Here is a 25,956-nt window from a genome sequence, read left to right on the forward strand (position 1 = left end):
GGGCCTTTCTTCTATCCACATAGGAGAACTACATGGCCGAACGGCCGCAGAATTCACTTGCAGAACGTCGCCAAATGGGCCTGGAAGAGTTTCGACAGCAAGTCATCGAAGCTCAATCACAGCTCGCCTCCATTCGCTTGGAAATGCCCAATGAAGAGGTGTTCGAAATCCCCCACCCCATGCTGATCTCTGACGACGCGCAGAAGCGCCTGGAGATCGTGCAGTCCTTCCAGGATCTGGATAGGGACCGTAAGAATCAGATTGTGGACCCTCCACAGATCGATGGAAAGCCCGCTGAGCCGTTGCAGATCCGCATCGCCAGGGCACTCCTGGGTGAGGAACAGCACGAGAAGTTCATCGCGGCCGGCGGTCACTCCAATGATGTGACCCTCGCCTGGCAGTACCTGTCCCAGGAGCACCGGGCAAGGGCTGAAGCTGACCCAAAATAGTCGAAGCCGTTATCTACATGCGGCACTTCCCCCGAGAGATTGAGGCAGACTTACTCTTTCGGGGGATCGACATCTTCGACTGGCATCAAGGCCGGATGTCCAGTCGCCGGCTCCTGGTGCTTATCCGCGCACTGGAAGCCGATCACAAATCCACCTATTGGCGTGAACGCAACGATTGGGACTGGAACGAGGAGGAATACCTCCGCGCAGCCATTGTCAATGAGATAAGACTGCTGCGAGCCGATCAGGCTGCCATCCATGCCCAGCATGACATGAAAATCGACATGGTTTCCTCACCCGCTCAGAGGAAGGCCGAAATGGACCTGGCTGAGCGCACGCGTCAAGTTCGCGAACACATCATGAAACAACTGAATCCAACTAAATAAGGAGCGCCGATGGCCGAGGGCGGCATCTTTCTTGACATTTTGGCCAGACTCAACATGGCCTCTGTCGACCGCGTCCTCGCTGATGTCAGAACCATCATGCGCGACGCAGGTGCCAAAAGTGCCCGCGCCTTCGAAGAGGGTTTCAGGCTAGACGCGGCCACCAGCCAGTTCAAGGAACTAAGCGCTGCAGCCGATTTGGCTTATCGGGATATGCAGCGTGGCCTAGCCGATCTGCAGATCCAAGAAGCCCGAGTCAACGAGCTTCGCGCCCGTAACTTCAAGGCCAGCACTGACGCCATGATCTCGGCCCAGCGGGACCTGGATGCTGCCATTGCCAACTCGATGAAGCTCATGGAGACGGCGAATGCCCGTGCTGCAGAGCAGCGAGCGGCGGCGGTGACAGCGGTTCCGACCCGCGGGCGCTCCGGTGAAGAACCTGAACGCCGCGGGCGTAGTCAGGCCATCCCAATGTCGCGTGGTGCCAACATTATTGGTGCCGGCGCGGCGATTGGTACGGCAGTGGGCGTGGCCGAGGGTGCCCGGGTCTCTGCAGACACCTCACGGAATATGCAGCAGGTCAGGGCATTCCACCAGGACCCCACCCACACCCAGGACTACATAAACCGACAAACCCAGTCGATCTACCAGATGTCCACCCAGGTGCCGTATTCGCCGCAGGAGTTGTCGAAGGTCTATCAGGACATCGAGAACCACGGCTACACCGGCCAGGCCGCCCTGGACCTTTTGAGTACGGCGGCGAAAACCGCTGTGTCCACCCAGGCGGATCTAAAGGACACGACGGACGGTTTGATGACCACCGTCAAGGACTTCGGGGTACAGGCGCAACTTCAGAGCACCAATCTGGATGAGTACAAGAAGGGCCTGGAAGACCTGAACCAGATGGCCGGCCAGCTTGTCGGTACATTCGGTCAGCTCAAGGGTGTCAACCCCGATGAGTTCTTCCGGTCACTCGGTAGTGTTGAGCCGACAGCCATGAAGTACATGGCGAACCTGTCGGGCCCCGCGGCTTCCGCTCAGGTGAACTCGGCACTATCCCTCTTGGCTCAGGTCGGTATCGGCCCAGAGCAGGGCTCCCACAACGTTTCTCGGATCATGGCCCAGTTGGGATCCATCCCTCCGGGTAGCAAGATTTACAACATGCTCGGGCAGTTGGGCGTCAAGCCCGAGGATATCGTCACCACCACTCGTGATAAGGGTATCTTCGCCCCGCTGCAGATGATTCAGGGTGCCATCGCGTCCAGAACTAACGACGCTGGCATGGTCAACATCGGCTGGCGGTACAACAACCAGCAGGTGTCTGAGCTGGAGCAGCAGGGCTACCAGAACCTGAGCCCCGAGGGTAAGGCGTTTGTCGACTCCCACCCGGAGATCAGGCAGGGCCTGGCATCGAAGATGTCACTGCGCAAGGCGCTCAAGGGTACAGACCTTGGTGCCGGCGAAATCGGCGATATCTCCACCCTGGCCCAGTGGTACTCAATGTCCAACGGCCCCAACAAGTTCACCAAGCAGGGTGAGCCCACCGAGGTCACCCCAGGGCAGGTCTACCAGATTCTGTTCGGTACCGGTGACATCGCCCGTACCGGTGCGATCCTGGGTAACAGTGCCCAGGAAGGCCAGCAGGTCGCAGACCAGCTCACCAAGACTGGTTCAGATGCCCTGAAGAACGCCTTCAAGGACATGATGTCCCAGCTTCCCGAGCAGTGGAAGCAGTTGGGGGCGTCGCTACAGTCCCTGGCGGGTCAGATGGGTCAACACCTGCTGCCGGCCCTCACTCGCTTTGTGGGTGATCTGAACGGCGTTGCCGACTGGCTGGATCGCCACAAGACGGCCGAGGAAGCCCTAGTGGGCACCGTGGGTGCCATCGCGACGGCGTGGGGCGCAGCGAAGATCGTCAATATCTTCAGCGACCTGGCCGGTCCACTCGGCAAGCTTAAAGATGCCGCGAACACACTCGGCGGGATCATGAGTGACCGTCTGCCGACCCAAGTCGGGGGCCTGGGTACCGCCGCCGAGACGACGGCGGGCGAAATCAGAAAATCCGGCATCGGCTCTGCCCTGAGGGGCGCCGCCGCTAACGTCTCCGCCGCCTTCTCAAGGGGTGCATTGACGTTGGCGATTGCCCAGACTGTTGGTGGCGCTCTTGATGCCTCTGGCCTCCCTACGCCCGGTGAAATAACCCAACACCATCCCGGTGCGTCTACTAACCCTGTCCCATCGTGGCTTCAGGACCCCAAGTGGCTGCAGGGAATTGGAAAGTTTTTCGGAATGTATGACGGTCAGGGCGGCAAGGCACACGGCGGCATCGTCGGCTTCGATGACGGCGGTGTAACCAATCCCTACTCACAGCCGCTAATGAGCGTGCCCGACAAGGGTATTGACACAGTTCTCGGCATGTTGCCCAACGGAACCCCGGTCGGGTTGCGCGGTGGGGAGGGCATCCTCACCCCAGAGGCCGTGAATAAGCTCGGCGGCAAGGGTGCCATCGATGCGCTCAACAACCCTTGGGCCGACCCACTCAAGGTGGGTGCGACCTTCTACGGTTCATTCGCCAAGGGTGTGGCCAAGTACTCCCCATTCGGTAAGTACCTCACGGCCACGAGTCAGACCATTGACTCCCTAGTTGATGAGTTTGAGAAATCCAACGAGGCTCACGAGGCTGGCCACGGCCGTCACCACCGCAAGGGGCTGCCGAGCGAAATCGAGGGACTATTGTCCTCTGGGCTGTCGCCCGAGGAAGTTATGCAAAAGCTCGGCGTCAAGGCCGGAAAGCGCGGTGGGCTTGAGCTTCCAAGCGGACAGTACCTGTCCAACGAGGACCGTGCGCTATTGGGGCTCCCCGCGGCGAAGAGTCGCGGTGGCGGTGGCCCATCCTCGGGCGGCTTGATACCCGCCCTGCGGAGGGCCGGCATTGACCCGAGCATGTACCCGCTGCTTCAGGGGTTCGCAAAAACGGAGGGGGATAACCCCTCTGGCGTACCCACCCTGGGCTTCACCGACTCCCAGGCCGGCAGCTCGTTGGATGAGCATGCGCAAGCTTTGGCAAATCAGATCCGCAATCGTCAGTCAGTGGCGGGACCGTTCCCGGCCAATGGCAGCCCTCAGGAGCAAGCGTCCTGGATGGCTACTGTCGTGGGCCAGAACGGAGTGCAGAGCGACTGGCAGGGCAATGCCCAACCTTCCCGGCAGGATTACGTCAACCGTGTTGCGAGCGGTTTTGGCCCCAAGTATTGGTTCTCCCAGGGTGGCCAAATTCCCACCGGGGATCTCGGCCCCCTTTATGGGACCAGCCCTGGCCCCACGCCGGGTGGCCCTGGTAGTCAACTGTATCCAGGACCGGGTAGCGGTGGGATTAACAGCACCTGGGTTCCAGACTGGTGGAATAAGGCATTACGCAAAGGCTCTGGCCAGCATCCGTGGTGGCAGGCGCCCTATAACGGAAGTCCTCCCCCGCCAGCGAATGATCAGGGACCGCATCGACCGCCCGTTGATGATAATACGGAGCCGTTCGGATATTCGACCGGTGGCATTGTCGGTTTCGACGGCGGCGGCTTCGTGCCCACACCAAGCCAGCCCGGTGTTGGTGCAGCACAGGCATCTACAAACATCACCACCGCAGCACAGGCTCGGGGTATTGCACCCCAGGATGGCGGAAAGGCGCCCGATATCGCGCCTAAGGACATGCCGAATCATGTTCCGGCCCCCGGTAACACAAGCACCCCACCGCAACAGCTAAAGAATCAACCGCCACCCCCGGCCACACCCGACAGACGGCCTCCGGGCTCGGACAAGGGGCCCGACAAGGCCAAGATGCCACAGTTCACCGCCCCTGGCGGCAAGCCGGGTGACTACACAACTCCGGAAGACACCCGCAACCTGAACAACAACCCATCACGCGAGCCGGGTATCAACAACACCTCTAAGGGATTTGGGGTCAGTGGCGGCTTAATTGGCACGGCCGAGGGCGCTGCGGAGATGGCGGCGTCAACAGCCGCTAACGCATTCGCTCCCGGCTCTGGGGCTGCGGCCAGTCAGGCGATGAACATCGGGTTCCAGTTGGCCAACCGTGCGATGGGCTATGCAGGCCAATTGGCCGGCATCGGCATCGAAGGCATCATGGAAACCTTCCTGCCAAACGACTCAGCGCTGGGTGACCCGACCAACAACATCCTAGGCAAGATGGCCATGGGTATTGCTGGTGCCCACCCAAGTCCCAAGAACACCGCGGGTAATTCAGCAATGAAGCTGGACCCGAAGGAGAACTTGGACGCGGGTGCGATGGCTGGAAAGCAGCAGGCGCCGATCCATATCGAGAATGTTCATAATCATGGCCAACAGAGCTGGGAGGGCTTAGAGGCCGCTCAAAAGAAGGCGGTCTTCCAGGGGACCATGGGTAATTTAAATGGGGCTAGTTACCGCTAGTTGATGGGTTCGGGTACGGCGTCGAAGGGGATCTTTGCCCAAGTCTTCGAGTCGCCACCACACCCGCTGCCCTCCACCGTATTGGTCTGCATGCCGGCAAACGTTCCATCGGGTCGCGGGGTGAACACCCACTTAATGGTGAACTCCCCCGTAGTCCCATCCCCACAGTCGACAGACAGGTGGGGCGGAATGTTCTGCCACCCCCCATCAATGAATTGCAGTGTCGTATTAGTTGGACCCTTCGGAGCGTTCAGCGGCAGTGGATGGTCGGGGTCGGTCACTGCGGTCCCCACTGCGGTGCATACCCCATTGTCCGAGCAGGACGAATGAAATTCCCAGAGCCCGGATGTATCTGAGAGTCCCAGCGGGTTATTGCCATCACTGGTCGTCTCGCGACTGAAGTGCATCTGCAGTCGATAGACGCCATTGAAGGTGGGCCAATGCGGAGCTGGCGGGGACGGCCGCACAGTTGAGGGCGGTGGCGCTGGTGTCGGTGTTGACGTGGGAGCTGGGGCTGTGCGCCCCCCGTGCCACAGGACCCAGGAAAGCCAGCCCACTGCCGCCAAGGCCGCCACCAGCGCTATAGCGACGGGGATCCACCACATACCGCGAGGGCTCGACTCTGCCCACGCCTGCGTATCCGGCTCCTCCCGGGACCAGGCCAGTGCGGGCTCGATGGCCACCCCGGTCGGGGGATAGTCCTCCACTATCACCTCAGTGGGGAACACGAGCCCCATCTCCGTGGGTGGCAATTCTTCGGCTACAGCAGCCGTATCCCGTAACTCAGCCATACGCAAACAATAGCCCAAGGAAGGCTTCTTTGACCAGTCCCTTTGTCTATCCACCGGGCCAGATTTCTCAGTGGGGTATAAACCAGGCTCTCACTAACGAGAATACCTGGATCTCCTATATCGGCGCCGATGGAACGATCTTCTATCTCGCCGGCCCACTAGCCCCCGTAGCAGGGGCCCAGGATGGCGTGGTCCTCCTTAAGCACATGGGCTTGATGTCTCCGTTCCAGAACCTGGATCAGAGAGGCGCACGGCAAGACGGCGCCACCTGGAATGCGACCGTCTACGACCCGGGCGAGATCATGCTCGGTGTTGAGGCCTCTGGCCTTGCGCCGCAGAACATTCGGGATGTCATCCGGCACTGGATTAGCGCCTGGAAGCCGCGGGCCACCGGCATCTTCTCCGTCTTCACTCCCGACATGGGTGAGTGGTGGTGCCCGGTGCGCCTCGGTAAGCACATCAGCGACGAGTTCACCAAGGACTACACCTACTCGGGGCGCCAGGTCTTCACCTGGGAGGCCATCAACTATGACGCCTTTTGGTACTCCGTGGATTCGGTGTCTTCTTTCGGCGCCAACATCGTCACTAACACGGTTAATTTCACCCAGTTGCCCAATGCAACGACACTGCCCAACACCTTCACCAGTTTCATCACCCCAAGTACAGACGACGGAACTCAGGGAATCCAGAACGGCGCTGCCGTACTAATCCCCACCAACGGCCAGGTCTTTGAGGCCCAGAACATCTACAACACGGCGACGGACACTGATGACCAAATCGTCTCCATCACTTTTGCCGGCGCGACGCTGGCACACCTCTTCGATGTCTACGACCCGTTCTGCTATGTCGACGTCTGGGCCCGCTGCAGCAGTGACGGTAAGAACGGGATCCGCCTGCGCCTCTCAATGCTGACGCATGAGATCGCCGCGTTTGTCGACGGGGCGATGGTTTGGGAAGAAGTCCTAATCAACGTCGAACCGCCGCTATGGGGTGAGACTTTCACCCTTATCGCTGGTACCTCCACAAGCCCATACAACATCATGGCGCTTCGCGATGGCTTCACCTACTTCAATGTGCAGGACAACGCTCATCTATCCGCACTGGGTGAGGATTATCGACTCACCGGCTTCGGTATGACGTCGTCCATCTATCTGGGCCTCTACTTCAATCCTCAGCCCATCGCCGTGTTCTCCATGGGGGACAACACGACAATCACCCAGTCGGGCACCGTGCCCCTGACGAACATCGGTGATGAGGACGCGTGGCCAAGGTATTTGGTATACGGCCCAGGCACTTTCAGCTTCTCTAACGGCCCCGGTAGCCAGAGCATGATCACCTTCGGGCCACTTGAGGCGGGGCAGGTAGCCCTTGTGTGTACCGACCCGATGTTACGAACGATCACCGACCTAACACCCGGGCAGCCACCGCCTCCGACCGCGGCTCAGCAGAGCCTACTCACGGCCCTGCTCTCCTTCGCCCAAAACAACAACACCCCACCCTTCCTTGCGCAGTATCAGTCCGTCTTTGGCGCTGTCCCGCCGCAGGGAAACCTCTCCGCACTGGTCAGTGGCAGATTCACCAATCCGCTTCCAGGGGCGGTGTATGGCATCGCACCCAAGGAGCAGCACTTCAACGTGACTATCACTAATGGTGGACCCACAAGCAAGGTGGTGGCGGCTGTCACGCCCATGCGGCGATGGCCACTCTAAGCCGAGCAGAAGACTGGACTAACCCAACAAACTTACTTCCCGCACTTACATCTGGATCCCCAGAGCTGGCTTCGGCCGCATCATGGACCGCGGCGCTGGCCAATCAAGAGCCGGCCACGGATATCAGCGTGACGTTCTACACGTACACGTATGAATTCCTGGCGACCTGTGATTCCTATATCTCGCTGGAAGTCGAGTCTAAACGCAATGATATGGGCACGGCCACCCTTGTTCTCAAGGCCGATGACCCCTGCGTACAGATTGCCATGCAATGCACGACCACCGTCGTGCCAGTGGTTATCCAGTTAAATAACATCCGGTGGAGTGGACGCGTCAATTCGTACTCCAATGCGCTAAACAATCGCCTGCGTACATGCACCATTGAACTAATCGATGACTTCGCTTGGTTCTCCAGGATGCTCGTGTGGCCGAACTTTGAATTGCCCATTGAGATCCAGGTGCCTTCGAATGCCGTGTACGTTGGCCCCGCCATTAGCTGCGTCCTTACCATGATCGCCGAGCAGGCTTTTCGCCTGCAGTCGGGCATTTGGAACTTCATCAACGATCCCATTGTCTCGGTGTTGTCGCTTCCTGTCGCATGGCAGGACTTCTTGCAGAGATGGAATATGGCCGGCGGCAACCTGCTGCAATACTTGGCCGCCCCCATTTGCGTCATGTTCCAGAACCCGATATTCGACACCTCTCCGTGGGTGGCGCTTACCGGGCGCATGGACAAGATCTACGACCTGATCAAAGACACGCTGATGGATTATGGCCTGGCACTGCAGATCAACCTGTGGCTGCCCGGTGACCCACAGCCCGGTACCGAGGCACTGATGGCCTCCATGCTGCCGCTGGTGACCGAACTTACCGGCCCTACGCTGGTGGTTACCTGTGTCGACCGCCGTGGCGTGACGGGGCCCACGGGCACGTTTATCGACGGCCTCGTGGAGGACGTTGTCGACCTGGAGCACAGCCTCCTGGGCAACACCCTTTCTCCATTCCTGAATCCCAACAACGAGTACTACCCAGCCAACCTCGGTATCAATATTGCGCCGACATTGGGTGTGAACTTCGTGCCGTCCTGGGTCCTATTCAATGGCGACGATCCTAAATTCAGCGGACTCGATTCATTCAAGCTGACTGGTTATCACCCCCTCGCGCACACCGTGGTGGGCGGCGGCAAGAGCCCTAAGTGGTTAGATGACCTAATTAACGCTACTCTGGAATTTCTCATCGATGCCATCGAAATTACGGTGGGCTTCACTGGTATTCCGGACACGTTGCTGAATGGAACCTTTGACGACATCCTCTTGGCATTCCAGGAGCAGATCAACTACGAGCGCCGGCTTCAGCTAGGGCCATTCGGATTCCCCGAATACTTCATGAAAACCGGGGCATCTGCATACACCCTGGACGAATGGTTCGCCTTGATGCAGGGGATGTTTGATAGTCAAGGCTATACCTGTATTCAGCTTACTTGGCAGGATGGACGACCGTACGAGATTGGTCGGGATGTATTCCTGGGCGGACTTGTCTCTTTTGTGCTGGACGGTCTTCTCTACACGGACTATGTCTACTCCTTCAAGATTAAAGATGATCGTAAGACTCGCGCTCTAGTCGAAATCGTTGTCGGCGATGGAAAGCGTGAAGTTAACCCAATCCTGCGCGTGGTTCGCATGCTCACCGGTCTTGAACAAGTCGTGAACGTGGTGACGATGAGTCCCGCTGGCAACTAATTAAATAGGGAATTTATCAAGTGGCAATTACTGTCGACGGCAATAACCTCGTCTTTGAGGGTACTGTCACAATCACCAATTTCAATGCAACTCCAACCACTGGTGTTTGCACGCTGACCCTTACCCCCAGCGGCGGGGTGGGGTCTTTCCCGGCGTTGGCACCGGGCCTCCCCGGCATGGCGCCAATTCTGACCAAAGGCACCGTCACCACCCTGGCCGCGGGACAGCAGGCCACTTTCGACCTCGTTCAGACCAGCCCCGGCGGTGCCGGTGTGGCGTCGGAGTACACAGTCAATCTGGGCCTGCCCCAGGGCGCTGACGGAACCTCCGGAACCACCACGATTGGCACGGCCAGTGACGTCAGTGGCACGCCGGCCGCAGGTGATTTCATCTCGGTGTCGGGGGTTAATGGCGGCACTCCGTCATTCGAGTATGTCTCCTTCCCGTGGGGAAACGTCTACAACGCAACGTCATTCGACACGGTCAGCGAGAGCGGAAATACGCAGGGCACCCTGGGGACGATCAATATTCCGGCGCAGACGGCCGACTACTACCCAATCGTTTACGCGACGGCCATCGTCAATGGCACCGCCAACACCGTGGTGGAACTCCTAGCCTTGATTAATAGTCCGACCACGGGCCAGGTCGTGGCGCAGGTTCCGGGCTTGTCTGGCACTGCAAATCAGCGCCTGGTGATGATCCCCGGGTTTGGTGCGCTCATTGGTGCGTCCGGCTATGGCAAGGTGTCCGCGGGCGAGACTGTCGAGATCTACCTGGTGGCCCGTCAGACGGCCAGCGTTTCTGATAGCTGGGCGATTGAGGCCTCGACGGTCACGTTCACAGTCGAAACGCGCCCGGTGGCTTCGTGACGTCCCCAATCACGCCAGACCCCTCAATCCACAACGACCCCACCACCCCGCAGCAGCTCCCCAGCTTCAACCTTCAGCCACTGCTGAAGATGTTCGCCGACATCCCAGCCGAGATTATCGAGCTGATTGTCAACGCAGTCCTCAGCGCCTTTGGCCTAGGCAGGATTACAGGCTCGGTCGATGACCTAGTCAATCAACTGGAGAACGCCCTGCTGGATATCCCGCAGGGCAACATTGCGGGCCTAGTCGAGGCTTTGGCGCAGGCTGGCAGCGACATCATTGACGCCATCGTGGGCGCCCTTGGGGGTCCGACTTCAGGCAACGGGATTGCCGACCTCATCAAGTATGTCTCAGCGCTGCCCGAGGACATCTTCAACACCATCACCAGCATCCTGCAGGGAATTCCGGTTGTCGGGAATCTCATCACCTTTGGTGAATCCCTGATCGGTGGCCTGGTGAGCTGGGTGGCCAGTCTCCTCGGCTTGTTGGGGCATCCCATTATGACGTCGGGTGGCTCTGGTGCCACCACGAGCACTGGCGAGACACTGACGCAGAGTCAGGCCCTGAGCACGCTGTTGGGCCTGCTGCCTACCAACCAGCCCGTCCCCACCAATGTGTGGGCGGCACTGGCGCCGGCAGCAAGTCCGAACATCTACACCAGCCCAGCGTCTCAGTTCCTCAGCGGCGCTGGAATTCAGGGCCAAGGGCTTTGGATGTGGGATGGCTGGGTCGGTACGGGTGCCCCCAACGGGCCCATGGGCTCAATCGCTACCAGACGCCCCGGTCTGATCACCGTCTATGTCGCCCCCGGCACGCCTGGTGGCATCTTCACGCCAGCGTTCAAGTCTGGCGTGTTCATGGACTATCTACAGGACCCCGACACGGCCCACCTAGCCCTCGGATACCTCTTCAATCAGCTTGACCCTGAGTACTTCGAAGTCGTCTACGTTCCGTATCCCACCACGGGAACGATGTCCACTGCCGTTCAGCAGGGCATCAACTGGATGATCAACACGATAAACACGACTCCCGGTCCTTTCATTCTGGTTGGGCAGGGGCAGGGCACGCTCATCATGTCGGGCGTCTATGACCAAATCCGTTATGGGCAACTGACATCGAGGGACAATGACCTGCTGGCTGGTGTCATGTTCGGCAACATGCGCCGCGAGGAGGGTGCCGGCTTCCCTGGCTACACTCCCCCGGTTGGCACCTCGGGTGCTGTCGTGGATTGTGCAGCCATTGGGCCCTACGCGAATCAGGGCGACCCGACCAACCCGGCCGGCGGAAACCTGATCGACACCGAGCCGCGGTGGTGGGAGATGGCCGCTCCTGGTGACTATCTCAGTTGCTGCCCCGTCAAGGGAAGTGCCACGCAGGTCGGCATGCCGTTTGATCTCGCGAACGCGCCGGGGCCGGATCAGCCCATGTCTCCCGAACTCACTGGTGTTATCGATGCGATTGTCGAGCTGGGTCTGCTCATCGAGCCCACACCTGGCTTTACCCTTGGTATCTCGGGTCCCATGGGCTACTACTACAAGTCCTACGGATCTGGTGTAACCCTGGATGGTTTCCAGCGATTAGGTTCTGTCACTAAGGGATTCACCGCCACGGCAATCCTTATTGCAGTGGACGAGGGGCTCCTGACCCTGGACGACACCCTGGACACCTACGTCTCGGGCGTCGCCAACGGTGACAAGATCACCATTCGCCAGATGCTAATGCAGACCTCTGGTGTCTATGACACTGAGCAGGACGCGCTGGCATCGATTGGCTTCCTTATCAATCCCGCAGAGGGCATTGACGAGTACACCATGCTGGGGATCATCCGCGGCGGGACACCCAATTCGGAGCCGGGAACCGTTTGGTACTACACGGAATCCAACTTCATCCTACTGGGATTCATTCTTGAGGCGATCTACCCCGGGAAGACCGCAGGCGAAGTCATCACTGAGAAGGTGTGTGAGCCACTGGGTCTTACGGCCGAATTCCTCAAGGGTGTCGCAGCCGTCCCCTCGCCCGCCAACACCACCTATGTCCCGGTAATCCTTGACTACCTCGGCCTGCCCTTCGGCGACCAGGTGCAGGGCGCCGTGAATATGGACTACTGGTGGACCGCTGGTGCCATGGCCGGAACCATCTACGACCTGGTCAAGTTCGCAACCGCCTCTGGCGCGGGAACACTGCTCAGCGCGGAGACGCAGCTAGAACGGTTGAATACGTTCACTTCACCAACTGTTACTCCCATGGAAGTGTGGGCGGGGGCTACGGGCTCGGCCACCTATCAGGAGTGGGGACTGGGCTGGTTCCAGGTCGGCTCTTGGGTTGGCAACGACGGCTCCATCCCCGGCAACGACTGCTGCTGCATGTACGAGCCGGTGACTGGTACCACCATCGCCGCGATGGAGAACGTTGAGACCACCGCGCCGTATGTCCTTGCGGCCCTTAGTCTTCATTGGTACAACATCGCGTCCTACCTACTCCCCGGTTCCACCAACCAGCCCGGCTACTCCCCCGGGTCGCAAGAGGGATCTCTGAATCTTGTTGACGGTGGACAGTTCCGAAACTTCTTCCACTGGGTCATGCAGACCTATGCGGGCGGAACGCTAGGGGCGCCAGCCGGCGATACCCAATCTCTGACGCTAGAGAACTATTACATCGGCAATGTCGATAGCCCGCAGAGCGCCTACTTTCTCGGCCAGCCGTTGCTCGGGAAGGGTGATGGACGGTCCTACGCCCAGATTGCGGTGGACTACATCAACTCCTTTGCGGGTGGGGCGCATCCAGATGGCACGCCAATCACGGCACCGCCAGTCGAGGGGATTCGGCATCAGTTAATCCCCGGCCAGCCCGTCGCAGCCAAGCCCGGGCAGGTGATTCGTGCCGGTGCTTCGGTGATATGGAACAACATTGGGACGAACGGCGCATCAATCATTGTGGCCGTTAATGCCTACGATATCGACGGCAATCTCATCGGAACCATCACCGCCCCGCAGGCCACGCTGAGCGTTAGCTCACCGTCGAGTGGCTGGCTCTGGAAAGAGCTAGAAGCCGACTTCGTAATGCCCCCTGGTACATACAATGCCTGCCTGGTATTCGACGTCGAGGACTTGGCGATGACCACCGGCAAGGTGTGGTTCGCAGCGCCGATATTCGAAGTCACCAACCTGATTGATGGAAGCCTGATTGACCAGACCACCATCAACCAACTATCCGGCCTCCAGGTCACTGGTCCGCAAGGCATCGCCGACGTGGCGACAGCCTTCCAGAACATGTTTGACTCTATCGCGTCTGGAACGACTCAAACCGACCAGACGGGAACGGATTACGCCGCTGCCATGCAGGCCTTGGCGCAGTCGGTTATGCAGGCCCAGTTGGGTTATAACCTCGGCGTCGCCAACAACACCGTCCTGAGTAACCCGGCCACACAGCCTGGCTACAACGCCATCTCCCCGAGCGCGCAAGCCACCTTCCCCTACACGAGCCTGACGACGGGGACGCTGAATAAGATCACGGTTACGGCCGGCACAAGCGTTGTCGGGCATATCAACTGCAATCAGGCGCTGACCCTTGGCTTCGTCAGATTCGTAGCCACCGCAAGCGCGACAGTGAGCGGTGTTTATGTCAACGTCTACACGCTGGATTCCACCGGCACGTACACCAATAAGTGGTCATCTGGCGACATCGGGTCTTCCATCCCTGATGGATTTGAGGGCTGGGTCAGCGTCAATATCCCTGGCACAAGCCAGTTCGACATTGTCGCTGGCCAGTGGATCGCCATAGAGGTTGTTTCAGCCACCAACAACATCAGCATCATCGGGGAGACCTGGACCGTACCTAACCAACTCGGTTCTGTTCCGACCAACCTGGGTGCGGTACGCACACTGTCCAATACTGGTGGAAACACTCCCGCGACACTGACGGAATCGGACCTGACCTACAGTGGTCAGCTCGCCTACCTGTCATTCGACGTCTCCACGCTGCCGCCGGACTACCAGGCCCCACAGGGATGGAGTAAGACCTCCCACGGGACCTACACCTACACAATCCCCGAGTGGGTGCAGGACGGCGACTTCCTCGACGTCGTCTTGTGTGGAAGTGGCGGTTCGGGTGGTGACGCTGATGGGACGCTGTCCATCTTTGGCACCTACACCTCGGGTGGCAACGGACAGGGTGCAACCGGTGGTATTTGGCAAGCGCAAACATTCACCTATGGAACCGACATTCCGGACGGCACGACGAGCCTGACCGTCATCGTCGCTCCTGGCCCTCAGGCCATTAGCGCTGACGGCGCTACCTCCACGGTGGGTACCGGATTTGCTTCGGCACCCCTGTTCGACGCCAAGGGTATCGGAGCGTCGGGAGCGGGGACGTCCCTCACGGACAATATCACCGTCGCCGACAAGGCTTGTGTGATCGCCGCAGTCAATACCGGCTATGGCACGTTCAATGTCACCTGCGGTGGCAAGACTATGCATCCGCTTGGCCTTGTCTACAACGGCAATGCCGGATCCGGTGGCGCTACCGCACTCTACTGGTTGAATAACGTTTCCGCGGGTGACGTGGAGGTGGTGGCTACCTTCGCCACATCTACCTACGCCACCCTGGAAACGATCAGCTTCACTGGAGTTTCCTCGGCCGGATTGGTCACCTCAGTCTATGGCGTTTCCAACTCCCTGTCGCAGGAAGTTGTATGCGGCGAGAACCAGGTCATTGTCCAGTGTTTCGGTGCGCTATCAGCTCAGTTGGGTGAGTTCAGTGGTGGAACCAAAGAACTCTACGACTACACGCAGATCGCCTCTGGCGGCACGACGCAATTCCGTCAAGGGTTGTCGGTGTCCTACGCAACTGAGACCACAACGTTTAGTGCCACGGCGAACGTGGCCGACGACTGGGGTGGCATCTCTGTCGCGCTGAATGGTGCGCTCACCCCGCTGCTTGCTGCAGCCGGCGGTGCGGCCGGCGGCCCGGGTGGTGCTGGAAACTTCAACCCCGCCAACACTAACCAGACGTCGACAGGCAAGGGCCCAGGCAATATTGTCTGGCAGGGCCAGCTCCATGTGGGCGGACCCGACACTATATCGCTAGACCTTCCCGGCAACGCGCCCGGTGGTGGTAGCGCTGGTGGGGATTCCTCTGCTCCTACGCCGCAGTTTGGTGCTGATGGTGCAGCGTATATCACTGCCCGACAGGGGATTAAGTCCTCTGGCGGCGCTGCGGTGCAACCACCCGTGGTGGCCACCTATGAAACACCGGGAACTTACACATACGAGATCCCGGATTGGGCGGTGTATCTGGACTTCATTCTGCTGGGTGGCGCCTCTGGTGGCACTCCCGGTAGCAACGTTCAGGGTAATACCGGCAGTGGCGTTGGTGGTGTTCCCGGCTCATGGACGACGGCCACTATATCCACAACCTCTGGATGGCCCTCCGGTGGAACTATCACCGTCACGGTGGGATCTGGTGGTGCTCAATCCAATACCCAGGGTGTGAATAACAACGGCGCTGCCTCGACTGTTTCATCTCCTGGGATGACTACTTATACCGGCGCTGCCGGTGTGGGTGTTAATACTGGCACCGCCGATGGCGTCGGCCCTGGGGATCGGTCGTATAACGGATTCACCTTCGATGGCGGGGCTACAGTGCCTGCGCCCCCGCCGCCAACAAGCACCTCAAGCAATGCTCAAATCGATGGCAATGCCCCTGGTGGTGCCGGCGCGGGTGGTACATCCGATGGTGCCTTTTATTACTTCGGTGGTGCTGGCGCCGCTGGCGCTGTCTGGATCATAGCGAGGGCATCGTGATACTCACTACTGCTGGGCCTGCTGCGGCCGGAATCAACTGGCAGGCCGTCATTCTCACCAAGATGGGGCTCTTGGTTGAGCCGGATATCGTGATCAGAAATGATCCCCAAACCGGCTTCAACCTCGGCCTCCCCCCCAGCATTCAGATGCTGCCGCCGCAGGGCATGAGCCTGCAGCTTTCCTCTGGCATCAAGATGGTGTTCGGGACGGTTGGGACTGCCGGCTTCAACGTCGACGCCCCAATTTCTATTGGTGTCAACACCATTCCGAAAACCGCTCTCGATGTCCGCATTGAGCTTGGCATGTCCATGGAAGCGGTTCCGATCACTCCAGGGCGTCAGAACAATACCGCGGTTCAGCGAGCATCTACTTTCTAAAGCGTTTAGGAGAAACAACAAAATATGTCAGCCAGGCTTTATGTCGCCTATAACGCCGTTACCACGGCGCTGACCGCCCCCATGGCTGCGACTGCCACATCCGCCAGTACTAGCACTCCGAAGACCATCCTTCAGATCGCCCCCGGGTCACACATCCAGGTTATCGAGGCGGGTTACATGTTCACCTCGGTGCCATCAGCCCCGGTGACCATGGAGTTAATCGAGACGGGTTCGGTCTTTGCCACCGTTACGGCGGGAAGTATCTCGAATTACAACGCCCCTACAGGTCAAGCCTCCGCGGCGACCACGGGCACTTCGGCAACGGGTTTCAACGCAACAAATGAGGGGAGCATCACCGCCACGCGCCTCCTGGCCATGACGGTGGATCAGTCGTTCTATCAGAAGCAACAGTTCCCGCTGGATCGGGAGCCAGAGGTGGAGAGCGGCAAGTCACTTCGCATCAGGGCTACCCCCGGCAGCGCTGCCGCCGTAAACGTCATTTGCTACGTCATCTGGGCTGAGTAAATGGGGGCCCGTTCGGGACGTGCTTATCCCTTGCCGTTATTGAGGCCGATACCCGTACCCCCGGTCGCCTATAACGCAAAGGGGACAGGTGCCACAACTGGGGTTGCCACCAGCATCAGTTGGTCACATACCGCAACCGCAGGGGCATACGTGCTCGCCGCTTTCGTGAGCACCACCGCCGGGTCAACGCTATCTAATGTCAAATACGGCACCGCGAACATGGCGCTGGTCGGCAGCCAGAATATGGGCACCAACGGTCCGCTCTACATCTACGGGCTAGCGAACGCACCATCGGGTGCCCAAACCATCTCGGCCACTGCATCCACCAGCACAGTCATGAACGGATGCTCAGTGTCTTACCTTAATGTATCGGCCATTGGAACGCCAGTCGTTACATCGGGCAGTAACGCATCACCGTCGCAATCCGCGACAGGACCGCTTAACGGCATCGTATTCCAAGCATTCGGCTGCTATAACGCCTCGGTGACCAGCTACTCGGGAGGAACCCCGAGGTATAACGCGATAGATTCCACTGGATTCGCAGCACTCGCTATTCAGGATTCAGCAGCCAATAACCCATCGTTCAGTGCAGTCCTCAGTGGTTCCACCCCCTGGGCTGGTGTGGCTGTTCCGCTACTACCAATCTGACCACTTCGAAGACTCGCGGTGGGCGGTTTAGCCCGTAGCGCATCCGTCGCAGCGCACACCGTCGCCCTGCAATCTCCATCCCGGCGGCAGGCACTCCCGGATGCGCCTATCCGAATCGACGGGGTGGGACTTATCGGTGGCGCCGCAATTATCGCAACGCCACATCAGCAAAGCGCTCATGCCAGCGCATTCTAGCCGCTCACGAAAGGGAAGCCAACCCCCAGTTAGGCCGCGCTTCACCATCCGCTCAAAAGTTTTAAAAGGAAACAACAACTAAATATGGGTATTCCAAACACAACTCATCAAGTGGCGTCCAATGCCATTGCTGCCGAGGGTAACTGGATCTCCCTCCACCAAGGTGCAGGTGCTGGTACCACGGGCGCTAATGAAGCCTCGGGTGGCGGGTATAACCGTGTGCAAACCACATGGGCTCCTGATGGCGTAGGTGACAATAACGGCTCGCAGGTCAACATTCCTTGCGCCGCAGGCACTTACACCGAGGGTGGCATCTTCTCCACCCAGATCCTGACGCTTCTTCCCGCACCCTCCGGTCTTACCATTTCCGCCGCTAGTGGCGGAAGCCTAGTATCTGGGACCACTTACTACGTCACCGTCACTGCCGTTAACTTTGCCGGCGAGACGACCGTGAGCAATGAGCAGTCGATCACGCCGAGTGGAAGCAACCTATCGGCGTCCATCCACTGGTCGGCAGTCACGGGGGCGGCCTCTTACAACGTCTACCTGGGAACATCCGCTGGCGGCGAAAACGTCCGCATAGCCAACGTAACTGGCACCAGCTACACAATTTCTGCCACCACCGGCACCTCGGCCACCCCGCCCAACTCCAACACGGCATCCACCTTTGTGGGGTCCGCGGCCTTTACCGGCGGTTCGGTGACCGTCACCGGAACTGGTGCCTCAATCAACGTCACTCCATCCATTACGGCTTAATGAGAATCAAGGAACTAAAAGTAGAAGCAGACGCGCAGGACTATCAGATAGTCATCAACGGCCTTGAGCGCATGGTCCTCATCAATAACAGGACCGGGCGAGCCGAAGCGGTAGCCGAACGAACCGGTGGACACACGTGGGTTGTCCAGTCCGTCAATGGCGACCAACCTTCTGTCACCACCGCCGACCGCTCCGACGCGGTCACAGCCATCAATGACATGGCTACCGCCAACGCCGGCCGTGGCGTCGCCATCTGGGAACCGATCATCAAGTTCAACGATGAGCTAACCCCATTGCGCCAGTTGCCGTGAGCCATGCCCGGATTCAATCGGAGAAACGCCCTTAAGTTTCTCGGCCTGGCTACCGCGCTGGGCCTGATGACGAAAACCCCAACTTCACAGGGAGAAACATTGAACTACCGGCTCGGTAAGCACCCGGCGACTCCACACTACGGCCTGAAGCTGAGCGATTATGTGCGCCACTCCGACCTGCCATCGCTGCCGGAAGAGTTCGGTCACGGAAACCTGGTCTCCGACTGGGGAATGCTGGGAAACGACACTGTCGGTGACTGCGCAATCGCGGGGCCCTTCCACGCCGAAATGTTGTGGTGTACCGAGGGTGACAAGCCATTCAAGATCAACACCGAATGCACGCTTGAGATGTATTCGGCGATCACCGGATACGATCCGTCTGCCTATAACTGGTGGACCAACTCCAATCCCACGGACAACGGGTCCAACGTCCAGGACGTCGCCGAGTACTGGCGCACGACCGGACTGAAGGACGCTGCAGGAAACATCCACAAGATCCAGTGCTACATGGCGCTGGAGCCCGGTAATGTCGAGCAGCTTTTCCAGGCCATCTACCTGTTCGGCGCCGTAGGCATCGGGGTAGAGCTACCCGCCGAGTTCCAAGATGCGTTCAACCGCGGCGAGGTCTGGGATGCGTTGGAAGACCCGCATATTGAAGGTGGTCACTACATCCTCGGGGTGGGCAAGCGCGCCGGAAACATCGAGATCGTCACCTGGGGTCAAACCTGCCAGCTCACCCCTGCTGCATACGAGCAGTTCAATGACGAGACGTTCGTCTATTTCAACGAGGAAATGCTCGTCAAGGGCAAGAGTCTTGAAGGCTTCGACGCTGACCAGCTCATGGCCGACCTGGCCGACATCCACAACGAGACCGGTGGTGAGGATCCCGCGCCACAGTTATGCGGCAAGTGATGTCGGACAGATTGCTTGATCGATTCGCGGCCTGGTTCGCATCAGCCAGGGGCGTGTGGCAGACCCTAGTCGTCACACTGGCTGTCGTTGCCTTCGAGGTGATCCACCCCACTGCGGATCCCCAGATGCTCATCCTGATGGCGATATTGACCATCTACTCCGCGATCACCCAGCCAGCCCTGGCCTACGTCGGATGGCAGGCGGGTGTGCGAACAGACGCACTCCTCAACGAGGAATTGAAACTCATCAAAGAAGAACTACAACTATTGCGCCAGCTCACTGGCGACGACGAGGTGGAGGTGGGAAAAGAATGACTGTCCTCCAAAGCAGTATCAACTGGGTAATCACCAATTTCGAAGAGCGCCTTGGGGATCCGTATGTGTACGGCGGGGTGTACTCCAATGGCAATGTCAGGCAGGGCTGTGACTGTTCAGGTTGCGCCGGCTGGGTGCTAGAAGCCCTCACCAAGACCCCCGCGAATATGAGCTGGGCCCATAACGTTTCGACCGAGAGCTGGCCCTACGACTACAATACCAACACGCCGGCAGCGCCTGGCACCGTTGGTCCGTACGGGACCATCTCTGTGGGATCCAACCCGGCCGCACTGCCGGCCGATGCCGCCCTGTGGGTGAACATCATGCACGGCGGCGGTGGCGAAGACTCGCACATGAACACCATGCTGCCCAATGGATTCATCATGGAATCCAACGGGGACGACGGCACATGCACCAATGGCACTGGCGGGGCGGATCAGAACAACCCCGAGTGGACCGACCACTGGTACCTCCCTGGCCCGGTCACTGCAGATGTTACCCCGGTCACCCCGGTCACACCGCCTCCGGTTACCCCGGTCCTGTTTGGAATCGACATATCCAACAACAACTTTGGTGGACCCACCAGCCCCAACCTTGGGGCCATTCCAGGGTTCGTGGCCGAGGTTGTCAAAGAGGGCTTCTCGTGGATCGAGGCCAAGGCCAGTGAGGGCAGCACCTTCGCTGACCCCACCTTCCCCGCGATCTACCAAGCCTGCCTCGCTAACGACATCCCCGTAGTGGCATACCACTACGTGGACACCAGCAATCCCGATTCCCAGGCCAGTAACTGCAAGGCCGCACTCAATGGGGCCGACGTCGGAATCATGCTCGACTGGGAAACCAACGGCGGTGACTTCAGCAATTACGAAGCCGTCTGGCATGCCTTCACCAACGCCGGCTTGACCATCGTCCTGGAATACATCCCCCAGTGGTACTGGGAGAGTCAGGGCTCACCCGACCTGTCGGCGGTGAGCGTCAAGGGCATGGTCTCGTCCAACTGGGTCAACGGATCCGGCTACGCCTACAACCTTTACCCGGGTGATTCCTGGGGCGGTTGGGCGTCTTATGGCGGGGTCACCCCGGTGATCCTGCAATTCACGAGCCAGGCCCAGGTAGCCGGCATGTCCCTGGACGCCGACGCCTTCCGCGGCTCACTGGCCGACCTCAAGGCACTTCTCGGAACTACACCATCACAAGGAGATGACCCTCTCATGGCACTTTCATCGGCGCAGCAGGAGGACATGTACAACATGCTTCTGTTCCTGACGCAGAGCGTGACCGGAGACCTTAATCCGTCGATTACCCAGTTCCTACTGCCGGGTTCACCTACCCCGGTGGGCGCCGACTGGGGCACGCAGCCAAACGTGGGCGATCAAATCGCAACCGTCGCTAAGGCTGTCGCCGATCTGACCACTGCAGTCACCGCTTTGAGTGCTGACTTCGCGACTACGTCCACCGGCCTGGCCGTGCTCCAGAAGCTGGCCGACCTCAATTCGATCCTTCAAGGAACCAAATGACAGATCCCAATGTAAACGCGACCGCAGAATCGGTTTCGGACAAGATCGACGGCATTGACGGCGATGGCAACCAGCTCTCGTACCGCAAGGTGGCGATGTTCTATGACTCGCACCTGTTCGGTCGGGCTGTTGATTACGCCTTTCCGGAGGGCGCCAACGTGTCATCGTCTATGTGTGACCACGCCGCCAGTGAGGCGAAGCTGTGGACCAGAACGCGAAAGATGAGCGACGGAAACGATTACGACGCCCATGATGCGCTGTATACGTTGCTCAAGATCGCGCTCCAGGCCAACCCGCACATCAATGACGACGAGCCGCTGAGCGTCAACTACAAAGCCCCGGCGACGTGACGGAGCAGTGGCGAGCCGTCATCGGATACGAGGGCTCCTATGAGGTGTCTGATCTAGGCAACGTTAGATCAAGAAGGCGTGTTGTGCACTGCGCAGATGAGACCATTCGGATAGTGCCCGAGCGCCAACTCAAGCCAATAACGGCAGCACCCTCTGGCTACAAGTCCGTAGTTCTAGCTAAGGGTGGACGTACAAAAATGTTTCGCGTCCATCGTCTAGTGCTAGAGGCGTTCGTTGGGGGACGCCCTGAAGGCATGGAATGCCGCCACTTAAATGACATTCCCTGTGACAACCGACTAGAAAATCTGGCGTGGGGAACCTCATCTGAGAACAAATTGGACATTGTCCGTAATGGTAATCACCACTACGCCAAGCGCACCCACTGCGCCAAGGGGCATGAGTTCACGGTCGAAAACACCTTAGCCCGCAACGAAGTGCCTAGTGGTCGACGTTGCCGTACGTGCAAGAACGAGCGGGAACGGATCCGCTATCACAGGGAGAAGGCGTCCGCATGACAAGGCCGGTAATCATAACTTGCAATGGCACAGGTGATCCGGACCCCGCGGATACCACCGGATTTGCCGGAATGCTGGGCGCGATGGTCGGCGGGGTCAACCCCTGGCAGATCGTCGCCGACAAGCTGGATGGGCTAATACCCTCGCAGCCCCCGTGGCGCTGGCAGCCCATCGGCTATCCGGCCGCGGTGTTCCCGATGACCCCGAGCGTGCAGAATGCCCGCAAGCAGATCATTGCAGCGTTGGGTGGGCCGGCGTTTCCGGACTACCAGGCCCCGGTCTACGACTCTGGGCCGTTCTCCCTGGCGGGTTATTCGCAGGGCGCCTTGGCCACTGACATTGTCTGGGTCAATGACATCCTCGCCGAGGACGGTGTGCTGCATCACCGGCTGCCAGATTGCTATGCGGTGGTGAACTTCGGTGACCCGATGCGTACCCCTGGAATCTCCAATGGCAATACCTACCAAGGAATTCCAGTACCCGGGACGCAGGATGGTGAGGTCACTGGCGGTATCGCTGGCGCGCAGGATCTCACCGAGGAACAAACCAACTACCCCAATCCCCTGGGGAAGCCCACGGTGATGTCCTTCAACCTGCCTGGCGATCTCTACGGCAGTGCTCCGGTCGGTCCCCACCCTCAAACGGATGAGGCCGGCCCGGGCAAGATCGGCACCGCGATATACGACTTCGTGGAATCCGGATCCATCGTGGACTTCTTGAAGATTCCGGTGTCATGGTTCCGGCTAATCTCGGCGTTTGAAGAGGGCTGGAATGCCGCATCATTCTTCGCCGCCGGCACTAACGCAGCTCACTGGCAGTACGCCAACCAGGGCTGTGTAGCCGCGGCCGCGAGTTACCTGCTTGACATCGCCAACGCCCTGGGGGTGGCAGCATGACCCCAGGGCCCTCGGATGGCACCTTCTGGTCGCACGTCCCCCACTGGATGTGGCCTATTCTCATGGCCGGCGTGCTGGGTCTGTTCCTCTATGAGCTGATCAAGACGTCGGAAACGGTGGCCCGCATCTTCGGTAAGGCCGGCCGTGCTGTCTATGACCGTGTGAACGCACCGCGGCGCACGCTTCGGCGCGTCGAGCACATCGAAGAGCTTCTATCCCAGACCAGCGACAAGCTGGAGTGCGCCACCACCTACCTGGTGATTGATGCCGACTATCACCACCAGGAGGACATCATCCTTGCCGAGAATTGCCCCGGCGTCTTTCGACTACTGCCCAAGCGAATTCCCTTCACGGAGTTCTCGCGTAAATGGCAGGAGGGATGGCGCCCTTGATCGTCAAGCTCTACAGCCTGCCGGGGTCACAGTGCCCCGGATGTAAGGCCACCAAGCGGGAGTTCTCCCACCCGAAGAAACGCCATATCCCCTATGAGGAGATCCGCCTCGACACGACGCCGGGGGCGGTGGACTACGTGAAGTCCCTAGGCTATGTCCAGTCACCCGTTGTGGTGGTCGATTATGGCGACGGCGTCACCCTGAGCTGGTCAGGCCACCAGCCTACGAAGATCGATCAACTGAGAGCGACGCTGAGCGAGACGCTGAGCGATTAACGCTAGCTGGGTAGGGTAACTACACCCGAGAGGCCAGTTCTTCGCTCTACGATCCACACACACATGAAAAAGCCCGATACCTCAATTCCTGGGGTGTCGGGCTTTTTCGGTTTTCAGGGAGTTGGACGCGTCCCCACGGGGGTTGACGGGGATGTGCAGCGCCCCCGCGGGAACGTGATGCCTACCGTACCGGTACGAGATTACGTTGGCAAGCGCCGATAGGGCGCCTTGCGTAAGCCCGACTTCAGCCAAGGGGCTTCGTGCAAGTTTCCGGCGCAACAGTAGTGTATGGGGCAGCGTGAGCCAGTAGCAAAGCCAGTAATACCAGGGCCATTCGTCCATGGCGCTTTTGTGATGGGGTTTCATTTCCGCCCTTCCGATGCGCATTTTGTACAGCGGACAACGACCCAGAGTCGGCGAACGCCGCCTTCGTTCATGGTTGTGATTGGGTAGATCAGCAGTGATGGGAGTTGGCAGGTATCGCACCATCCCGCCGTGGGTGTTCCGTGATCTATTGTGAGGATCACTGGCACCTTCCTTTCGCCGATACGACCGCCAGAATGGGCGAGAGCCGGGACCGCTGTCGACAATTTGGGGCGCGATCCCGGCTCTCCTACCAACCCTCACAATGGAAGGTGAGGTCAGCATAGCACCCCTATATATCACTTGCCAAGGTTTACCAGCCAGGAAACAATCGTCGCCCTTTTATGCCTCGGACCAGTACGTTCCTGCAATTTCACATCGGTGATCTTCTGGAAGGTATATCGCCGGCCCTCTTCAATTGTCCCATCACGGCGGTAATCGATAGCAACCATGTGCTGACCACACACCAAGGTGTCCCGTCGAAACTCCTGATGGCAATCCCAATGGAACATCTGGGCGTGCTCGCGAATACCGACCGTGCTCACTGCTACCTCCCAGCACCCTCTTCAAAGGCCTGCAGAATAGCCAAGGGGATCCTTCCCCTGTCCGACACCTCATGGCCGTTACGTCGGGCCCATGACCGAATCTCGGCCAACTGCTCGGAGCTGTATCCAGATGACATAGGAGTCTGGACGCTGGGTGAGCGCGGCTTACGTGTCACGCGCCTGTTCCCACTATCAATCAAGCGGGCGTGCTCAATCCACGGCTTCAACTGACCGTCGAGCTTGGTGGCATTCTTCTTGCAAAGGTCGATCTCGTACTGTCGTCCCTGATAGCCGAAGATAACCGTGCCGGCGTCGGCCTCGATCTCTTCACCCTCTGCCATGTCATCGAACAGTAGATGGATAGTCTTTCTACTCACTGTGCTCTCCCGATCTCATGATTCTTGAGTATTGATATATTAGCAGAATACATAGCCAAAGCTATGCCGCGGTCGCTCGTAGTGGCTTCCGATAGGCCCATGTATCTGACAATCCTACGTCCGCACCCGACTCATCTTCACCGGTTATGTGGCCAGCTCCGTATATGGCACGCAACTTGTCACATATATTAGCGATAGGTGGGGAGCTTAACGCCAAGCCGCGGTGACGACACTCTTCAGTATGCCGAGATCCATGACAGCATGAGAGAATTGGCACATTTTCAAGCCTGTTATAGATCGGATGCTCACGGTTGATGGCACGAGACTCGGCAACCTCGGCCTGCCGGCGCGTACGGAACATATTATCCACTGACACAAAGCTCACATCACCCCACCACTTGCGGTGCCGATGACCGAGGGTGCACCGAAGACGCAAGTCCTTGGTGACACCAACATAGAGGAGCGATCCATCGCAACTAAAGAACCGATACACGACATGACCGG

The 25,956-nt window shown here is 59.1% G+C and carries 21 protein-coding genes; 19 read left to right on the forward strand and 2 right to left on the reverse strand.

Annotated elements, in window-relative coordinates:
* Positions 1-32: 32 nt before the first annotated feature.
* The 19 genes from DQP57_RS00365 (at position 33) to DQP57_RS00445 (ending at position 24,167) form a co-directional block, all read left to right on the forward strand.
* Positions 33-449 carry a hypothetical protein gene (locus DQP57_RS00365; RefSeq protein WP_133259203.1) on the forward strand — a complete coding sequence of 139 codons (417 nt, stop codon included), beginning with the start codon at positions 33-35 and terminating at the stop codon, positions 447-449.
* Between the two features lie 17 nt (positions 450-466).
* On the forward strand, positions 467-835 hold the full coding sequence (locus tag DQP57_RS00370; protein WP_112630646.1) for a hypothetical protein: 369 nt from the start codon (positions 467-469) through the stop codon (positions 833-835).
* 9 nt (positions 836-844) lie between these two features.
* Complete coding sequence (locus DQP57_RS00375; RefSeq protein ID WP_112630648.1) at positions 845-5,275, forward strand: phage tail tape measure protein; 4,431 nt, start codon at positions 845-847, stop codon at positions 5,273-5,275.
* 820 nt (positions 5,276-6,095) lie between these two features.
* A complete protein-coding gene (locus tag DQP57_RS00380; RefSeq protein WP_133259204.1) occupies positions 6,096-7,775 on the forward strand; it encodes a DUF7257 domain-containing protein in 1,680 nt (559 codons plus the stop codon).
* 128 nt (positions 7,776-7,903) lie between these two features.
* Entirely contained in the window at positions 7,904-9,514 is a 1,611-nt protein-coding gene (locus DQP57_RS00385; RefSeq protein WP_205868994.1) for a hypothetical protein, read from the forward strand.
* A 20-nt stretch (positions 9,515-9,534) separates the two neighbouring features.
* Positions 9,535-10,383, forward strand: a complete 849-nt coding sequence (locus tag DQP57_RS00390) for a hypothetical protein (RefSeq protein WP_133259205.1) — start codon at positions 9,535-9,537, stop codon at positions 10,381-10,383.
* On the forward strand, positions 10,380-16,184 hold the full coding sequence (locus DQP57_RS00395) for a serine hydrolase domain-containing protein (protein WP_112630656.1): 5,805 nt from the start codon (positions 10,380-10,382) through the stop codon (positions 16,182-16,184). The genes DQP57_RS00390 and DQP57_RS00395 overlap by 4 nt, the downstream gene beginning before the upstream one ends.
* A complete protein-coding gene (locus DQP57_RS00400) occupies positions 16,181-16,561 on the forward strand; it encodes a hypothetical protein (RefSeq protein WP_112630658.1) in 381 nt (126 codons plus the stop codon). Before DQP57_RS00395 ends, DQP57_RS00400 begins: the two co-directional genes overlap by 4 nt.
* Before the next feature lie 24 nt (positions 16,562-16,585).
* Positions 16,586-17,086, forward strand: a complete 501-nt coding sequence (locus DQP57_RS00405) for a hypothetical protein (RefSeq protein WP_112630660.1) — start codon at positions 16,586-16,588, stop codon at positions 17,084-17,086.
* A 927-nt stretch (positions 17,087-18,013) separates the two neighbouring features.
* Positions 18,014-18,685 (forward strand): hypothetical protein, encoded by a 672-nt coding sequence (locus tag DQP57_RS26530; RefSeq protein ID WP_133259206.1) that lies wholly within the window; start codon positions 18,014-18,016, stop codon positions 18,683-18,685.
* Positions 18,685-18,996 carry a hypothetical protein gene (locus tag DQP57_RS00410; RefSeq protein ID WP_133259207.1) on the forward strand — a complete coding sequence of 104 codons (312 nt, stop codon included), beginning with the start codon at positions 18,685-18,687 and terminating at the stop codon, positions 18,994-18,996. Before DQP57_RS26530 ends, DQP57_RS00410 begins: the two co-directional genes overlap by 1 nt.
* 99 nt (positions 18,997-19,095) lie before the next feature.
* The gene (locus DQP57_RS00415; protein ID WP_112630664.1) at positions 19,096-19,908 is read left to right on the forward strand and encodes a hypothetical protein; all 813 of its coding nucleotides are present in this window, start codon (positions 19,096-19,098) and stop codon (positions 19,906-19,908) included.
* Entirely contained in the window at positions 19,908-20,222 is a 315-nt protein-coding gene (locus DQP57_RS26755; RefSeq protein ID WP_165821718.1) for a hypothetical protein, read from the forward strand. Before DQP57_RS00415 ends, DQP57_RS26755 begins: the two co-directional genes overlap by 1 nt.
* Entirely contained in the window at positions 20,219-21,739 is a 1,521-nt protein-coding gene (locus DQP57_RS00420) for a GH25 family lysozyme (RefSeq protein ID WP_165821719.1), read from the forward strand. The genes DQP57_RS26755 and DQP57_RS00420 overlap by 4 nt, the downstream gene beginning before the upstream one ends.
* Positions 21,736-22,089, forward strand: coding sequence for a hypothetical protein (locus tag DQP57_RS00425; protein WP_112630668.1), 354 nt, complete (start codon positions 21,736-21,738; stop codon positions 22,087-22,089). The genes DQP57_RS00420 and DQP57_RS00425 overlap by 4 nt, the downstream gene beginning before the upstream one ends.
* The gene (locus DQP57_RS27575) at positions 22,086-22,604 is read left to right on the forward strand and encodes an NUMOD4 motif-containing HNH endonuclease (protein ID WP_112630670.1); all 519 of its coding nucleotides are present in this window, start codon (positions 22,086-22,088) and stop codon (positions 22,602-22,604) included. Before DQP57_RS00425 ends, DQP57_RS27575 begins: the two co-directional genes overlap by 4 nt.
* The gene (locus tag DQP57_RS00435) at positions 22,601-23,500 is read left to right on the forward strand and encodes a hypothetical protein (RefSeq protein WP_133259208.1); all 900 of its coding nucleotides are present in this window, start codon (positions 22,601-22,603) and stop codon (positions 23,498-23,500) included. The genes DQP57_RS27575 and DQP57_RS00435 overlap by 4 nt, the downstream gene beginning before the upstream one ends.
* A 62-nt stretch (positions 23,501-23,562) precedes the next feature.
* Positions 23,563-23,892, forward strand: coding sequence for a hypothetical protein (locus DQP57_RS00440; RefSeq protein ID WP_112630674.1), 330 nt, complete (start codon positions 23,563-23,565; stop codon positions 23,890-23,892).
* A complete protein-coding gene (locus tag DQP57_RS00445) occupies positions 23,889-24,167 on the forward strand; it encodes a glutaredoxin family protein (protein ID WP_205868995.1) in 279 nt (92 codons plus the stop codon). The genes DQP57_RS00440 and DQP57_RS00445 overlap by 4 nt, the downstream gene beginning before the upstream one ends.
* A 662-nt stretch (positions 24,168-24,829) precedes the next feature.
* On the opposite strand, the gene DQP57_RS26535 is transcribed toward DQP57_RS00445, so the two are convergent.
* Both DQP57_RS26535 and DQP57_RS00450 read right to left on the reverse strand, forming a co-directional pair.
* A complete protein-coding gene (locus tag DQP57_RS26535; RefSeq protein ID WP_133259209.1) occupies positions 24,830-25,075 on the reverse strand; it encodes a hypothetical protein in 246 nt (81 codons plus the stop codon).
* 2 nt (positions 25,076-25,077) lie between these two features.
* Positions 25,078-25,452, reverse strand: coding sequence for a histone-like nucleoid-structuring protein Lsr2 (locus DQP57_RS00450; RefSeq protein WP_112630677.1), 375 nt, complete (start codon positions 25,450-25,452; stop codon positions 25,078-25,080).
* Positions 25,453-25,956: the final 504 nt, after the last annotated feature.

This window comes from Mycobacterium colombiense (genome assembly GCF_003284935.1).
In the GTDB taxonomy this organism is placed as follows: domain Bacteria; phylum Actinomycetota; class Actinomycetes; order Mycobacteriales; family Mycobacteriaceae; genus Mycobacterium; species Mycobacterium arosiense_A.

Bases quoted from the DNA above. Each gene is read 5' to 3' on its own strand.
- DQP57_RS00365 (WP_133259203.1), top strand. From the start codon at position 33: ATGGCCGAACGGCCGCAGAATTCACTTGCAGAACGTCGCCAAATGGGC.
- DQP57_RS00370 (WP_112630646.1), top strand. From the start codon at position 467: ATGCGGCACTTCCCCCGAGAGATTGAGGCAGACTTACTCTTTCGGGGG.
- DQP57_RS00375 (WP_112630648.1), top strand. From the start codon at position 845: ATGGCCGAGGGCGGCATCTTTCTTGACATTTTGGCCAGACTCAACATG.
- DQP57_RS00405 (WP_112630660.1), top strand. From the start codon at position 16,586: ATGTCAGCCAGGCTTTATGTCGCCTATAACGCCGTTACCACGGCGCTG.
- DQP57_RS26530 (WP_133259206.1), top strand. From the start codon at position 18,014: ATGGGTATTCCAAACACAACTCATCAAGTGGCGTCCAATGCCATTGCT.
- DQP57_RS00410 (WP_133259207.1), top strand. From the start codon at position 18,685: ATGAGAATCAAGGAACTAAAAGTAGAAGCAGACGCGCAGGACTATCAG.
- DQP57_RS26755 (WP_165821718.1), top strand. From the start codon at position 19,908: ATGTCGGACAGATTGCTTGATCGATTCGCGGCCTGGTTCGCATCAGCC.
- DQP57_RS00420 (WP_165821719.1), top strand. From the start codon at position 20,219: ATGACTGTCCTCCAAAGCAGTATCAACTGGGTAATCACCAATTTCGAA.
- DQP57_RS00425 (WP_112630668.1), top strand. From the start codon at position 21,736: ATGACAGATCCCAATGTAAACGCGACCGCAGAATCGGTTTCGGACAAG.
- DQP57_RS00435 (WP_133259208.1), top strand. From the start codon at position 22,601: ATGACAAGGCCGGTAATCATAACTTGCAATGGCACAGGTGATCCGGAC.
- DQP57_RS00440 (WP_112630674.1), top strand. From the start codon at position 23,563: ATGGCCGGCGTGCTGGGTCTGTTCCTCTATGAGCTGATCAAGACGTCG.